Source organism: Virgibacillus sediminis, assembly GCF_042643265.1.
In the GTDB taxonomy this organism is placed as follows: domain Bacteria; phylum Bacillota; class Bacilli; order Bacillales; family Amphibacillaceae; genus Virgibacillus_O; species Virgibacillus_O sediminis.
Genome location: NZ_JBHRRZ010000015.1, coordinates 54,987 through 67,483, shown reverse-complemented (window position 1 = coordinate 67,483; position 12,497 = coordinate 54,987). Strand labels below are relative to the sequence as shown.

At 42.8% G+C, this 12,497-nt stretch carries 17 protein-coding genes; 10 read left to right on the top strand and 7 right to left on the bottom strand.

The annotated features are described in order from the left end of the window. Positions 1–53: 53 nt before the first annotated feature. The 7 genes from mnhG to sda all read right to left on the bottom strand — a co-directional run bounded on the left by mnhG (position 54) and on the right by sda (position 5,754). Positions 54–428 carry a monovalent cation/H(+) antiporter subunit G gene (gene mnhG / locus ACFODW_RS08755; RefSeq protein ID WP_390305405.1) on the bottom strand — a complete coding sequence of 125 codons (375 nt, stop codon included), beginning with the start codon at positions 426–428 and terminating at the stop codon, positions 54–56. Further along, positions 409–720 (bottom strand): monovalent cation/H+ antiporter complex subunit F, encoded by a 312-nt coding sequence (locus tag ACFODW_RS08750; protein ID WP_390305403.1) that lies wholly within the window; start codon positions 718–720, stop codon positions 409–411. Before ACFODW_RS08750 ends, mnhG begins: the two co-directional genes overlap by 20 nt. Beyond that, a complete protein-coding gene (locus ACFODW_RS08745) occupies positions 717–1,193 on the bottom strand; it encodes a Na+/H+ antiporter subunit E (RefSeq protein WP_390305401.1) in 477 nt (158 codons plus the stop codon). Before ACFODW_RS08745 ends, ACFODW_RS08750 begins: the two co-directional genes overlap by 4 nt. Positions 1,194–1,200: 7 nt before the next feature. Further along, positions 1,201–2,682, bottom strand: coding sequence for a Na+/H+ antiporter subunit D (locus ACFODW_RS08740; protein ID WP_390305399.1), 1,482 nt, complete (start codon positions 2,680–2,682; stop codon positions 1,201–1,203). Next, positions 2,675–3,013, bottom strand: a complete 339-nt coding sequence (locus ACFODW_RS08735) for a Na(+)/H(+) antiporter subunit C (RefSeq protein ID WP_390305397.1) — start codon at positions 3,011–3,013, stop codon at positions 2,675–2,677. Before ACFODW_RS08735 ends, ACFODW_RS08740 begins: the two co-directional genes overlap by 8 nt. Continuing rightward, positions 3,013–5,334, bottom strand: coding sequence for a Na+/H+ antiporter subunit A (locus ACFODW_RS08730; RefSeq protein ID WP_390305395.1), 2,322 nt, complete (start codon positions 5,332–5,334; stop codon positions 3,013–3,015). The genes ACFODW_RS08735 and ACFODW_RS08730 overlap by 1 nt, the downstream gene beginning before the upstream one ends. A gap of 267 nt (positions 5,335–5,601) precedes the next feature. After that, the gene (gene sda / locus ACFODW_RS08725; RefSeq protein ID WP_390305393.1) at positions 5,602–5,754 is read right to left on the bottom strand and encodes a sporulation histidine kinase inhibitor Sda; all 153 of its coding nucleotides are present in this window, start codon (positions 5,752–5,754) and stop codon (positions 5,602–5,604) included. Between the two features lie 407 nt (positions 5,755–6,161). On the opposite strand from sda, the gene ACFODW_RS08720 reads away from it, so the two are divergent. The 10 genes from ACFODW_RS08720 to ACFODW_RS08675 all read left to right on the top strand — a co-directional run bounded on the left by ACFODW_RS08720 (position 6,162) and on the right by ACFODW_RS08675 (position 12,485). Next, positions 6,162–6,677: a YqeG family HAD IIIA-type phosphatase gene (locus tag ACFODW_RS08720; RefSeq protein WP_390305391.1), complete on the top strand. Its 516-nt coding sequence runs from the start codon at positions 6,162–6,164 to the stop codon at positions 6,675–6,677. 2 nt (positions 6,678–6,679) lie between these two features. After that, positions 6,680–7,780: a ribosome biogenesis GTPase YqeH gene (gene yqeH / locus ACFODW_RS08715; RefSeq protein ID WP_390305389.1), complete on the top strand. Its 1,101-nt coding sequence runs from the start codon at positions 6,680–6,682 to the stop codon at positions 7,778–7,780. An 11-nt stretch (positions 7,781–7,791) separates the two neighbouring features. After that, positions 7,792–8,628, top strand: a complete 837-nt coding sequence (gene aroE / locus ACFODW_RS08710; RefSeq protein WP_390305387.1) for a shikimate dehydrogenase — start codon at positions 7,792–7,794, stop codon at positions 8,626–8,628. A 4-nt stretch (positions 8,629–8,632) separates the two neighbouring features. Next, positions 8,633–8,923, top strand: coding sequence for a ribosome assembly RNA-binding protein YhbY (yhbY, locus tag ACFODW_RS08705; protein ID WP_390305385.1), 291 nt, complete (start codon positions 8,633–8,635; stop codon positions 8,921–8,923). Between the two features lie 10 nt (positions 8,924–8,933). Continuing rightward, positions 8,934–9,503: a nicotinate-nucleotide adenylyltransferase gene (locus ACFODW_RS08700; RefSeq protein ID WP_390305383.1), complete on the top strand. Its 570-nt coding sequence runs from the start codon at positions 8,934–8,936 to the stop codon at positions 9,501–9,503. After that, complete coding sequence (yqeK, locus tag ACFODW_RS08695) at positions 9,490–10,062, top strand: bis(5'-nucleosyl)-tetraphosphatase (symmetrical) YqeK (protein WP_390305380.1); 573 nt, start codon at positions 9,490–9,492, stop codon at positions 10,060–10,062. Before ACFODW_RS08700 ends, yqeK begins: the two co-directional genes overlap by 14 nt. A gap of 3 nt (positions 10,063–10,065) precedes the next feature. Then, positions 10,066–10,422, top strand: a complete 357-nt coding sequence (rsfS, locus tag ACFODW_RS08690; protein ID WP_390305378.1) for a ribosome silencing factor — start codon at positions 10,066–10,068, stop codon at positions 10,420–10,422. A 3-nt stretch (positions 10,423–10,425) separates the two neighbouring features. Next, positions 10,426–11,178, top strand: a complete 753-nt coding sequence (locus ACFODW_RS08685; protein WP_390305375.1) for a class I SAM-dependent DNA methyltransferase — start codon at positions 10,426–10,428, stop codon at positions 11,176–11,178. Positions 11,179–11,278: 100 nt separating this feature from the next. Continuing rightward, on the top strand, positions 11,279–11,866 hold the full coding sequence (locus ACFODW_RS08680; protein ID WP_390305373.1) for a helix-hairpin-helix domain-containing protein: 588 nt from the start codon (positions 11,279–11,281) through the stop codon (positions 11,864–11,866). Between the two features lie 61 nt (positions 11,867–11,927). Then, positions 11,928–12,485: a ComE operon protein 2 gene (locus tag ACFODW_RS08675; protein WP_390305371.1), complete on the top strand. Its 558-nt coding sequence runs from the start codon at positions 11,928–11,930 to the stop codon at positions 12,483–12,485. Positions 12,486–12,497: the final 12 nt, after the last annotated feature.

Here is a 12,497-nt window from a genome sequence, read left to right as displayed (position 1 = left end):
CAGAAAAACAGCCGGAACAATGTCCGGCTGTTTCGCTTTCAGTTCTTTTTATATTAGTCATTCAACTTCCTTTTTTCTAAAGCATCCTGATAAGCGTCTTGTCTATTTCTCAAAACTGGTTTGACTCCAACTGCATGGGCGGCTCTACCCAGCATATGCGCGCCTACCGGAGCTGTCAACAGGATAAATACGATTCCAACGAGCAATTTCCCACTGACAATAGACTCATGAAAATAAAGGAAAAGAAACGCGCCGATGAGAATAGATGATACACCCAGGGTAGCAGCCTTGGTAGCAGCATGAAGTCTCGTATATACATCCGGGAACCGGACAACCCCAATTGCCGCTGATACAATGAAAAATGTTCCGATAAGCAAGGCAATCACGGTCGCGATGTTGATGATAATGTTACTCCAAGTCTCGATCAATAATAACACCCTTTTCCATATATTTTGCAATGGCCAATGTCCCGAGGAAGGCAAGTATACCTATTAGAAGGACAACGTCATTCAGTTTGGAGGTTACCAGGTGGATCCCTGTCAGCCCTGCTAGCCCCATCATATTGATGCCCATTGCGTCTAAGGCGGCAGCTCGGTCTGCCTGAGTAGGGCCTGCTAAAAGCCGATAAAGGAGTAGGGCCAGCGCAACAGCGATTCCAGCGAAACTAATGATTATCGTTATGTCCAACATAACATTGGTGACTTCCAGAATTTCGTTCATCGTGTCACCTCCATAATGGCCTTTTCAAAGGAACCTTTAATAGATTGAATTTCATCTTCCACATTTTCTATATTCATCGCATGGACAAATAATTTAGTGTTATCGTCTGAGACGGCTATTGTCAGGGTGCCGGGAGTTAGGGAAATGAAATTTGCCAGCATATTGATTTCCCAATCAGTAGTTACATCCAGTGGTAATTCAAAAATGCCCGGCTCATTATCCAAGCTTGGTGTATAGATGTACTTGATCATTTCGATATTCGACAGGACCAGTTCCTTTATAAAGAGGAACAGCAGATTCAAGATGCTTATTACCCGCCTGAGATAGAATCTGCCCGGCAGATATCTCCTCAACAGCCACAGCAGGAGCGCACCGAACAGATAACCGGTAATGAAGCTAGGACCAGTATATGATTCACTGAGAAACATCCATAGGGTGGCGACAATTAGATTGATTACAATTTGAAATGCCATATTTCCACTACTCCTTTAATACCGAATCGATATAGATTTGCGGATTTACCAGTTCAGATGCAATCCCCTCAACTAATGGATAGAAGTACTCAGCACCTACACCAAGTATAACGGAAAGTGACAGAAGTATAACGACAGGGGAAATTAGCCCTTTTGTCGATTTTCCCTTGGTATATGCAGTCTGTTCTTCATCTCCCCAGAATCCCCTGATGAATATCTTCACAATAGAATATAAAATCAGAAGGCTGGTCAATAATCCCACCAGCAGTATAACCATTTCTTCTGCTTGGACCGCTCCCTGCAGAAGCAGGAGTTTTCCAATAAAGCCGCTGAAAGGAGGGATGCCTGCAAGTACAAGGCCTGCTAAAAGCACTAGCCATCCGAGCAGGGGATAGTGATGGATCAAACCACCCATCTTCCTTAAGTCTGAAGTACCGGCAACATATACGATAATACCAACCAATAGAAATAGGGCAGTCTTAATAATCATATCATGTACCAGGTAATAAACAGAACCGGCTATACCATCTTGGTTCAATACTGCGATACCAAGCAGTACGTAACCGATCGCCGGGACGATGTTATACGCAATGATTAATTTAATATTGTTGGTGGAAAGAGCACCAATCACTCCGAAAATCATGGATAAACCTGCAATCCAGATGAATAGCTCATGCGTAAGGTCCACCTGGTGAACGAAGATGAGTGTGAATACCCGAAGAATCGAATAAATTCCCACTTTTGTCAGCAGGGCACCAAAAAGTGCTGAAACCACTGGGTTCGGCTGGATATACGAATGCGGCAGCCAGTAATATAACGGGAATACCGCAGCTTTGGTCGCAAATACGAAGAACAGCAAGACTCCAATCGTAGTCAAGATCCCTGTTTGTTCGACCTCTTGGACCCGTTCGGCTATATGGGCCATGTTCAGTGTGCCGACTACACCGTAAAGCAATGCTACAGCTGTAACAAAAAGCATAGACGAGAACAGGTTGATCAAAAGGTATTTTAAGGATTCTCTAAGCTGTGTGCGGCCGCCTCCCAGCACTATCAAAGCGTAAGAAGCCATGAGAAGCACTTCAAAGAACACAAACAGGTTGAATAAATCGCCAGTAATGAACGCACCTGATACACCAGAAATCAGGAAGAAGAAAAACGGATAGAAATAATATTTTTCCTTTTCTCCAAGCCCGGCATGTGGAGCGTAAAAAGCGCAGGTGACTGCTACGATATTCGTAGTGAATACGAGAAGAGCCGCCAGCCCGTCCAACACAAGGATAATTCCATATGGAGCAGTCCAGTCGCCTGTTTCCAAAACAACTGTTCCATTAGTAGCTACATACCATAGTGCATAACCGGTTACTATCAGGCTTATTACGGAGAAAAGCCTGGTCAGTCCACGTGATACAGAGACATTTGAATTGGTAAGTATCAGTATCACCGCGGAGATCAATGGAATGATGATAGGTAGTACAGCTAAATTACTCATTTGATTCTCCCCTTAGTTGTTCCATATTGTCGGTATTATTTTCCTGTGCTGTCCTATAGGAGAGAACCAGCAGCAGGCTGGTGACACCAAAACTGATAACAATGGAAGTTAAAATCAAAGCCTGCGGAAGAGGATCCGTATAATCTGTTACACCCTCAGTCAATACCGGGGGCTGGCCGGTCTTTAATTTACCCATAGTAAAAATGAATATATGGGCTCCATGAGTTAACAGGACTGTTCCGATGATGATTCTCAGCAGCTGCTTTTGCAATAGGTTATAGACGGCAGTTGCAAATAATATTCCTGCCAGTATGGAAGTTATTATCTCCATTATTCGGCCTCCTTACCTTTTTTTAATTTGATGAGGCTGAAGATGGCCAATGCTGCGATACCCAGTACTGCAACTTCAAACAAGGTATCCAGTCCCCTCATATCTACAAGTATGACATTGACGACGTTGTCCCCACCGCCTAATTTATACGAGGTTTTCAGGAAGTAATCGGAAATTACATCGAAACCATTACTGCTGTGTGCCGAAATGGCAATTAACGTCATCATCAAGCCGAACCCGATGGAAATGACAGACTTGACGACCTTTTCTCCTACAGATTCCGACCTTTTTCGCAGTTTTGGCAAATGATAGAAACAGAGGAGGAACAGTGCTACTGTTACTGTCTCAATCACGAACTGTGTCAGGGCAATATCAGGAGCTCCATAGATGACAAACAGCATGGCAACACCGTAACCAACAACACCGACAACTATTATTGCCGCCAGATTATTCCTCGTAAAGATGGTGGCAATTGCTGCAATACTCATGATAATAACGATGGACGTTTCTATCACGGTAATATCTGCCAGGTTATTGAAGCTTATAGTGAATCCGTCAGTGATAAACATAAAGGCCATGGTAACGACCAATGTAGCCGTTAATATGATAACCATATATGTTTTCAACGAACCTGTCATATAGGAATCAGTGACCTTAGCAGAATAGGTGTCGATCTTTTCCATGATCATATCGTAGACCCGGTTGAAACTGAGCTTTCCAGGAAGCACATTATATATTCCTGCCCATTTCTCCCTGGTCACATATAAGGCGATACCCGCTCCTACGACAATAAGTGACATAATCATCGGAGGATAATTAAGGCCGTGCCAGAAATATACTTCATGAAATTCAACCTGATTGTTTACGGCCTGTGCAGCATGAACTAGAAATGGAGCGTTCACCATATTAGGGAACAGACCGATCAAAATGACTCCAAGCACTAGTATGAATGGTGAGATAAGCATTCCTACTGGAGCTTCATGAGGCTTCTTCGGCAACTGGTCCAGTTTTTTTGGCCCTGTAAATACCCCAAAGAAGAAATACATGGAGTATACAAAAGTAAATATGCTTCCTAACACCGCCAAGTAAGGTATAGCTTGGCTTAACAGATTAGCATTCTCTAATCCTAGGGTGGAGTCGAAGAATAATTCTTTACTATAGAAACCATTTAAGAACGGTAGCGGTACACCGGCCATGGAAAAGGTTGCGAAGGCGGCCAGTGTGGCGGAAATCGGCATCAAAGTCATAAATCCGCCAAGTTTTCGAATATCTCTAGTACCCGATTCGTGATCAATAATCCCAGCAATCATGAACAGGCTTCCTTTAAAGGTCGCATGGTTGAGGATGTGGAAAACAGCCGCAAAGACAGCCGCCTCTGTTCCGAAGCCGAGCATGGCCATAATCATTCCAAGCTGGCTGATCGTTGAAAATGCTAAGATGGCCTTTAAATCAGTCTGTCTTACTGCCATATAGGAGCCCCAGCAAAGGGTTATTATTCCTGCAAGGCTGACAGTTATGAAAAACCACTCATAAAGACTGAGAATAGGTGAAAAGCGGGCAATCAGATAGATTCCTGCTTTAACCATGGTTGCAGAGTGCAAGTAAGCACTGACAGGTGTTGGAGCTTCCATGGCATCCGGCAGCCAGATATGGAAAGGAAACTGTGCAGACTTGGTAAATGCACCGAGCAGAAGCAGGACAAGCACGAGCGGTAGGTAATTGCTTGCCAGAATTGCATCAGTTTGGGCAATCATTTCCTGTATGCTTGCTGTACCGGTAATGACGTATAAAAGGATGAAGGCACCCAGCATACTTAAACCACCAAAAATGGTAATCATCATTGACTTAAGTGCTCCGTACCTGGACCTTTCTTTGAAATGCCAATAACCAATCAGCAAGAATGAGGAGATGGATGTCAGTTCCCAGAAAGTGTAAAGAACGAACACGTTATCAGATAGAACAACGCCCAGCATTGCGGACATGAACATTAATAAGTAAACATAGAAATGACCTAAGTTTTCTGCCTTATCGAGGTAAAAGATGGAATATAGCACGACTAGAGAGCCGATGCCGCTGATCAGAAGGACAAACAATAAACTTAAACCATCCAGAGTGAAATCAAAATTAATATCAAGTGAGGGTATCCAGTTGATCGACTGATGAACAGTTGTAAAATCATTTCCAACAAACTGGATAAAGAAAAGAAATATTACAAAGGGAACAAAAAACACGAAGTATCCTGTATGCAACTTGTGCTTCACTTTACTTATTATAGGAATGAAACAAGCTGCAAGGAGCGGAGCTAACACTGCAAATATCATCGGGTGGGATTCCTCCTTAAATGTCGTTAACTATTTAGGTCTAGTTTAATACTAACTCTCCGAACAATCCGCAAGTTCCACTGCGATTTGGCTGCTGATCTGCATAGCGATTTTCACTCTATGTATACAGGCATTTCACAAAAGAATTTGCCCAAGAGATAGTTTATCATAAGAATTGAAGGAGAAAAATAAATAACCCCTATGATATAGGCAATCATAGGGGTTTTTTTCGTTTCTTCCTATTAACTAGATGGGATAAAAAAATTTTTAGTTTGATGTGGAGACAGTTTCATCCAACTTGTACCATAAACCACGCTTTTGTATTTCTTCTTCCATCAATAATAGAAAATCAGGGCTTAAATTTAATTCATTTGCTTTATAGTAAGATTCCAGTAATAACTCGTCCGACAAATGTTTCATAATTGGCGCCCTCCCAAATTTCTTCAGTTCGTTCAGAAGTATATATAACTTAACATGATTACAAAAACCAGACAAGGCGGAACTTATCTACATACAGATGTAGATAACCTGTGCACAAAAAGAGGGATTTGTATGAATATTCGACGTCGGGGCGTGTGATTTTGTGCATAAAGTTATCCACAACTTATGCTTTGTGGGAATTTGTCGAACGATTCTTGCATATGCCATTGTTTTACAGAGTACGTAATATGATGTCAATATATTCCATTATTGGTGAGGTTTTTTAAACCACATAAGCAGAGAACGGTAGTTTTGCTTTATTAATGGAGCGAGTTATTATAGGATTAGGTTAGGAATTTCAAGAAAAATATGGATGCGAATGGATGCTATTATTGAGGTGTTATGAATTGTTAAAGTTATTTTTGCCGGATGAACATGTAAAAAGTATATTTGATATTCATCCTGCGGTTCTCAAGGAGAAAGGAATCAAAGGAATCATTACAGATCTGGACAACACACTGGTCGCCTGGGATGTAAAGGATGCCACTCCTGAAGTAATACAATGGTTCAAATTGATGAAAGAACATGATATAAAAGTGACCATCATCTCCAATAATAAACAAGAGAGGGTCAAGATTTTTTCGGAACCATTGGAAACCCCCTTTGTATTCAGCGCCAGAAAACCGCTCAGCCGTGCATTTAAGACAGTGGCAGAGCGGATGGATCTGAATAAAGATGAGGTTGTGGTAATTGGTGATCAAGTACTTACAGATGTCCTTGGCGGGAACTTCGCAGGGTTTTATACGATACTTGTAGTGCCTATTGTACAAACTGATGGAAAACTTACCAGGATTAATCGTAAAATTGAGCGTCGGATTTTAAGCTATATGCGTAAAAAAGGTAAAATCAGCTGGGAGGAATAGAGATGGAGGAAATATATTGTCAGGGTTGTGGTGCACAGATCCAGACGACCGCCCCTGGGGAAGCCGGTTATACACCGGCATCTTCCTTGGAGAGAGAAGAAGTTTTATGCAAGCGGTGCTTCCGTTTAAAACACTATAATGAAATTCAGGATGTTGCCATGACCGACGATGACTTCTTGAAGATGGTGAGCAGTATAAGAGACGCTGAAGGACTGGTGGCCCATGTCATCGACATATTTGATGTAGAAGGCAGTTTGCTTAAGAGCCTGCCGCGCATTGTAGGCAATAATCCAATTGTGCTTGTAGGAAATAAAGTTGATCTGCTGCCAAAGTCGGCTAATAAGAGAAAATTGTCACAGTGGCTTAGAACTCAGGCTAAGGAAGCTGGTCTGAAAGTCAAAGATGTCTATTTGATTTCATCCTCAAAGGGATATGGCATGGATGAGCTGGCAGAAGGGCTTGAGCAGTACAGGGGTGGAAAGGATATTTATATAGTAGGAACCACTAATGTCGGGAAATCCACGTTTATTAATCGTCTGATCAGGCAGACAAGCGGATTGGAAGAAGTCATCACCACCTCCTACTTTCCGGGGACCACGCTGGGATTTATTGAGATTCCGTTAGATGATGACACAGCTCTCATTGACACACCGGGAATTGTTAATAAGCAGCAGATGGCCCATTATGTCTCCTCCGCGGATTTGAAGCTGATTACACCGAATAAGGAAGTCAAACCACGGACTTATCAGCTTAATGAACAGCAGACGTTGTTTTTTGGGGGGCTGGCCCGACTGGACTTTGTCAATGGAGAAAAGGAGTCCTTTGTCTGTTATTTCTCCAATCAGCTTCCTATTCATCGGACGAAACTGGAGAAAGCTGATGACTTATACGCCGGGCATCTTGGCGAGCTGCTTTCCCCGCCGGATAAAGAGACTATGGAAAAGCTTCCTGATTTGAAGAAAAGCACATTTCGTATTACCGAGGAAAAAACGGATATTGTTTTTCCTGGTCTGGGTTGGGTGAGCATTACGGGTAAAGATCTGTCTGTGACTGCCCATGCGCCTGAAGGGTCTGCTGTATCCATCAGGAAATCATTGCTATAGGAGGAATATTTATGGATTATAATTTTGCTTTGATAGGATCCCCGATCCAGCATTCCCTCTCCCCATGGATACATCAGCAATTTCTGGAAAAAGCAGGTTTAGAAGGGGAATACCGGTTGTTTGAAATCCTACAGGAAGAATCGTTCGAGGAGAGAATCAGCAAGCTAAAAGGTATGGAATTGGACGGTTTTAATGTTACTATTCCATACAAACAGAAGATCTTTCCATTTCTCGATGAATTGGATGATAATGCGATAAAAGCAGGAGCGGTTAATACAGTAGTAAATCGTAACGGCAAGTGGATCGGTTACAATACGGATGGGGCCGGCTATCTGCGTTCATTGGCAGCATATTTTGCCGACCTCGATTCCTCCATGCGAGTGCTTCTTATAGGAGCCGGGGGTGCAACCAGAGGAATCTATTACGCCATGGCGGCTGAGGGCTATGAAAACATTGATATAACAAACCGGACGATAAAAAAAGCGGAAGAAATAGCCCTATTAAGCGACAGAGCTGGCACCACCCAGGTATTGGATTTACAGGAAGCCCAAGGTCAACTTGAAAAATATGATGTCATCATTCAGACTACCTCCGTCGGTATGAATCCGGACACTGAAAAGACGATTATGCCTTTGGAGGGTATTCGTAAGGACACGATAGTCAGTGATATTATTTACCGGCCGCTGGAAACGGAGTTTCTCCGTCAGGCAAAAGCACATGGAGCCAGAATTCACTATGGACATACTATGCTTTTATATCAAGCCCAACAGGCTTTTGAAATCTGGACTGGGAAGAAAGTACCGATCAATGAAATGGACGAAAAACTAAAAAAGGTTCTGGAAGGATGATACAATGCTGACAGGAAAACAAAAAAGATATTTGCGGGCACAAGCCAATCCCATTAAGCCAATCTTTCAAGTGGGCAAAACGGGTGTAAATGAAAATATGGTGGAACAGATTGGAGAAGCCTTGGAAAAGAGAGAATTGCTGAAAGTGAGTATTCTGCAAAATTGTATGGAAGATAAGGATACGGTTGCTGAACAGCTTGCTGAAGGCACTGGTGCGGAAATCGTCCAGATTATCGGTAACAATATCGTATTATACAAAGAATCAGAAGAAAATAAGCAAATTGAACTACCCTAAGGAGAAATGTATGAAACGAGTTGGAATTTTAGGAGGCACATTTGATCCTCCTCATCTTGGCCATTTAATCATTGCTGAAGAAGTGCGCCTCTCCTTAAGCCTTGAGGAAATATGGTTTATACCATCCTATACACCACCACATAAAGATGAGGCCAAATCAAGTCCCGAACACAGAAAAAAAATGCTTGCCCATGCAATAGAGGGGAATAAGGCTTTCAAAATGGAGGCTTTAGAAATAGAAAGGTCCGGCAAATCATACACTGTGGATACAATGAAAGAATTGTCCGAGAGATATCCTCAGACGGAATTCTTCTTCATCATTGGAGCGGACATGGTAGAGTACCTTCCTAATTGGCATCGGATCAATGAACTCATCCATCTGGTGACATTTGCTGGGGTGAAAAGAAGTGGATATAAGCTGGACAGCCCGTACCCCGTAGTGGAGGTGGAAGTGCCTACCATTGATATTTCCTCTACGTTTATCAGGAGAAGGGTTAAGGAAGGTAAAACCGTCAATTACTTCATACCTGAATCAGTCTATGCTTATATGAAGGAGAACAAGTTGTATGAAAATAAGTGAAGCAAGAGAAAAAGTAAGACCTCACTTGACCAAAGAAAGGTATGATCATTCCCTGCGCGTTGCAGAGGTTGCTGTAGAGCTGGCAGAAAAGTTCGGGGAATCTGCTGAAAAAGCAGAATTGGCTGCAGTCTGGCATGATCATGCAAAATATCGCTCGAAAGATGAATTAAAACGGTGGATTATCTCCAGCAGGCTTCCGAAAGATTTGCTGGATTACCATCATGAACTTTGGCATGGACCGGTAGGAGCCATTCTGCTGGAGAGGGAATATGGACTGAAAGATAAAGATATTCAAAATGCGATCCACTATCATACGACCGGGAGAGCAAACATGACGAAGATGGAAATGATTATTTTCCTGGCGGATTATATTGAGCCGGGGAGGGCATTTCCTGGAGTAAAGGAGGTTAGGGAAACGGCCAAAACAGATTTAACCCGAAGCTGTTGGATGGCAGCCAGGAACACCATCCAGTTTCTGACAAATAAACAAACGCTCGTTTACCCTGATACCTTCCATGCATATAATGACTTAACTAGAAAATTAACTGGAGGGCTTTAATTAATGAAAAATGAACAAATTATCCAACTGGTTGCTGAGGCCTGTGACGATAAAAGAGCAGAAGATATTGTTGCTTTAGATATGAATGAGGTCTCGTTGGTTGCAGATTATTTCCTCATCTGCCATGGCAGCAATGAACGGCAGGTTCAAGCAATTGCCAGAGCAATCAAAGATACAATGGATGAAAACAATATCAGCGTGACAAGAATTGAGGGGCTGGAGCAAGCGCGCTGGGTACTTGTAGACATCGGAGATATTGTATGCCACATTTTTCATAAAGATGAGCGACATTATTATAACCTTGAACGTTTGTGGGGAGATGCGGCGCCTGTAGCGTTGCATGTCAGTCAGGAAGGATAGAGTATGGCTTACCAACAAATGGCCTATCTCTATGACAGGCTGATGGAACATGCCCCGTATGACCAGTGGCTTGAGTTCACCGAAGAAGCATTCAGGCTGTACGGAAAACCGGCCAAAAGAGTAATCGATCTGGGCTGCGGTACCGGAGAAATTACGATCCGCCTAGCAGAAGCAGGGTATGAAGTGACGGGAGTGGATAATTCTGAGGATATGCTCACATACGCTGAACACAAAGCTTCACACCCTCATTCAATCCAATGGATATGCCAAGACCTTAGAAGTCTGAAAGGACCAGCCGGGTATGATGCAGCAGTAAGCTATTGCGATGTCATCAATTATATAACAGAACCCGGCGAACTTAAGGAGGTCTTCCATAACGTTTCTGCTCTACTTAATGAGGGCGGTCTCTTTTTATTCGATGTTCATTCCTTAAATCATGTAGAAAATGATTTGATCAATAATACGTTCGCTGATGTGTTGGATGATGCTTCATATATTTGGTTCTGTTCAGAAGGTGAAAACCCTGGGGAAATGTATCATGACCTTACTTTTTTTGCCGCAGCCGGGGATAACAAGTATGAACGGTTTGACGAATACCATCACCAGCGTACGTATTCGGTTGATTTTTTCACAAAACTTTTGGCAGCTTCTGGGTTTGGAAACATAAAAGTCTACGGTGATTTCAACTTAAAAATGGAAAACACCCTAGAAAATGCAGAGAGAATTTTCTTTTCAGCTGAAAAGAGGCCGGGATAATTTCCATATCCCGGCCCTTCCTATGTGAGAGGATTTTATTAATATCTGTCGAATAATATAATTACTCGCTGTTATTATCAAAACAAAAGGAAGTGTCCCCATGCTGACCCAGCTGAAAAAAGGTTCCATTTTCCTCATTTTCTCCGTTTTTCTGCTTTTGTTTTTTCTTATCATGAATTATCCTTCCGATGAATCGAAGGAAGAAGAATTTCAAACAGCCGCTCCTCCGGCTCTTAAGCCGGCAGAAGGCGCGGAGGAGAGTTCGGCAGGCATTGCCGTCGTTGATGTGAAAGGGGCAGTCGCAGAACCGGGTGTGTATGAAATATCTGCTGATTCCAGGTTGAACGACGTCATACAGATGGCCGGGGGATTTTCGGAACAGGCAGATCAAACACAGGTAAATCTAGCCCAGAGAGTTACGGACGAAATGATGGTGCTTATTCCAATAATTGATGAGCATCCTTCCGGCGGGGAAAGTATGCAGACTGCGGCTGACAGATTAAGAATTAATTATGCATCCTTGGAGGAAATCCAGGGCCTAAGTGGCATTGGACCGGCAAAAGCAGAGGCAATTGTACAATACAGAGAAGAGAATGGCATGTTCCAGTCGGCCGAAGATCTCCTGGAGGTTTCTGGAATAGGAGAGAAGACATTAGAGGGACTTCTCGACCAAATCCAGGTGCCCTAGTTCTTGGATTGACCAGCGGCAAAATGACCATGTAAACTATAAGAAAAAGAGGAGAATACATATGGAGCGAATTTCTTGGAATCAATATTTTATGGCACAAAGTCATTTGCTTGCCTTAAGGAGCACATGTACGAGGCTCATGGTAGGCGCTACGATTGTTAGGGACAAGCGGATAATTGCTGGAGGATACAATGGAAGTGTCACTGGCAGTATACACTGTGTAGATGAAGGATGCTATGTGATAGACGGTCATTGTGTCCGTACCGTACATGCTGAAGCCAATGCATTGCTGCAATGCGCCAAGTTCGGGGTCCCAACGGAAAATGCTGATATCTATGTCACCCACTTTCCATGTCTGCAGTGCTGTAAACAATTGATTCAAAGCGGTATTAAAACAGTATATTACGCAGAGGACTATCACAACCACCCGTATGCAGTCGAGCTTTTTGAAGAGGCTGGCGTAGATACGATCAAGGTTGAATTGGATTACTTGGCGGTGGATACGCATTATGTGGAAAAAAAGGAATTAGTGCAATCATTGCTTAAAAAGATATCCAGCAATAATGATGACGATTCAGAGGAATTGAAAAGAGAAGCTGAATCGCTGTTTAAGTTATGATGCTGAGGAGAC

Bases quoted from the DNA above. Each gene is read 5' to 3' on its own strand.
- ACFODW_RS08700 (WP_390305383.1), top strand. From the start codon at position 8,934: ATGAAACGAGTTGGAATTTTAGGAGGCACATTTGATCCTCCTCATCTT.
- ACFODW_RS08745 (WP_390305401.1), bottom strand. From the start codon at position 1,193: ATGGCATTTCAAATTGTAATCAATCTAATTGTCGCCACCCTATGGATG.
- ACFODW_RS08735 (WP_390305397.1), bottom strand. From the start codon at position 3,013: ATGGAGATAATAACTTCCATACTGGCAGGAATATTATTTGCAACTGCC.
- ACFODW_RS08675 (WP_390305371.1), top strand. From the start codon at position 11,928: ATGGAGCGAATTTCTTGGAATCAATATTTTATGGCACAAAGTCATTTG.
- aroE (WP_390305387.1), top strand. From the start codon at position 7,792: ATGGATTATAATTTTGCTTTGATAGGATCCCCGATCCAGCATTCCCTC.
- yqeH (WP_390305389.1), top strand. From the start codon at position 6,680: ATGGAGGAAATATATTGTCAGGGTTGTGGTGCACAGATCCAGACGACC.
- yhbY (WP_390305385.1), top strand. From the start codon at position 8,633: ATGCTGACAGGAAAACAAAAAAGATATTTGCGGGCACAAGCCAATCCC.
- ACFODW_RS08730 (WP_390305395.1), bottom strand. From the start codon at position 5,334: ATGATATTTGCAGTGTTAGCTCCGCTCCTTGCAGCTTGTTTCATTCCT.
- sda (WP_390305393.1), bottom strand. From the start codon at position 5,754: ATGAAACATTTGTCGGACGAGTTATTACTGGAATCTTACTATAAAGCA.
- ACFODW_RS08740 (WP_390305399.1), bottom strand. From the start codon at position 2,682: ATGAGTAATTTAGCTGTACTACCTATCATCATTCCATTGATCTCCGCG.
- ACFODW_RS08750 (WP_390305403.1), bottom strand. From the start codon at position 720: ATGAACGAAATTCTGGAAGTCACCAATGTTATGTTGGACATAACGATA.
- rsfS (WP_390305378.1), top strand. From the start codon at position 10,066: ATGAAAAATGAACAAATTATCCAACTGGTTGCTGAGGCCTGTGACGAT.
- ACFODW_RS08680 (WP_390305373.1), top strand. From the start codon at position 11,279: ATGCTGACCCAGCTGAAAAAAGGTTCCATTTTCCTCATTTTCTCCGTT.
- ACFODW_RS08685 (WP_390305375.1), top strand. From the start codon at position 10,426: ATGGCTTACCAACAAATGGCCTATCTCTATGACAGGCTGATGGAACAT.
- yqeK (WP_390305380.1), top strand. From the start codon at position 9,490: ATGAAAATAAGTGAAGCAAGAGAAAAAGTAAGACCTCACTTGACCAAA.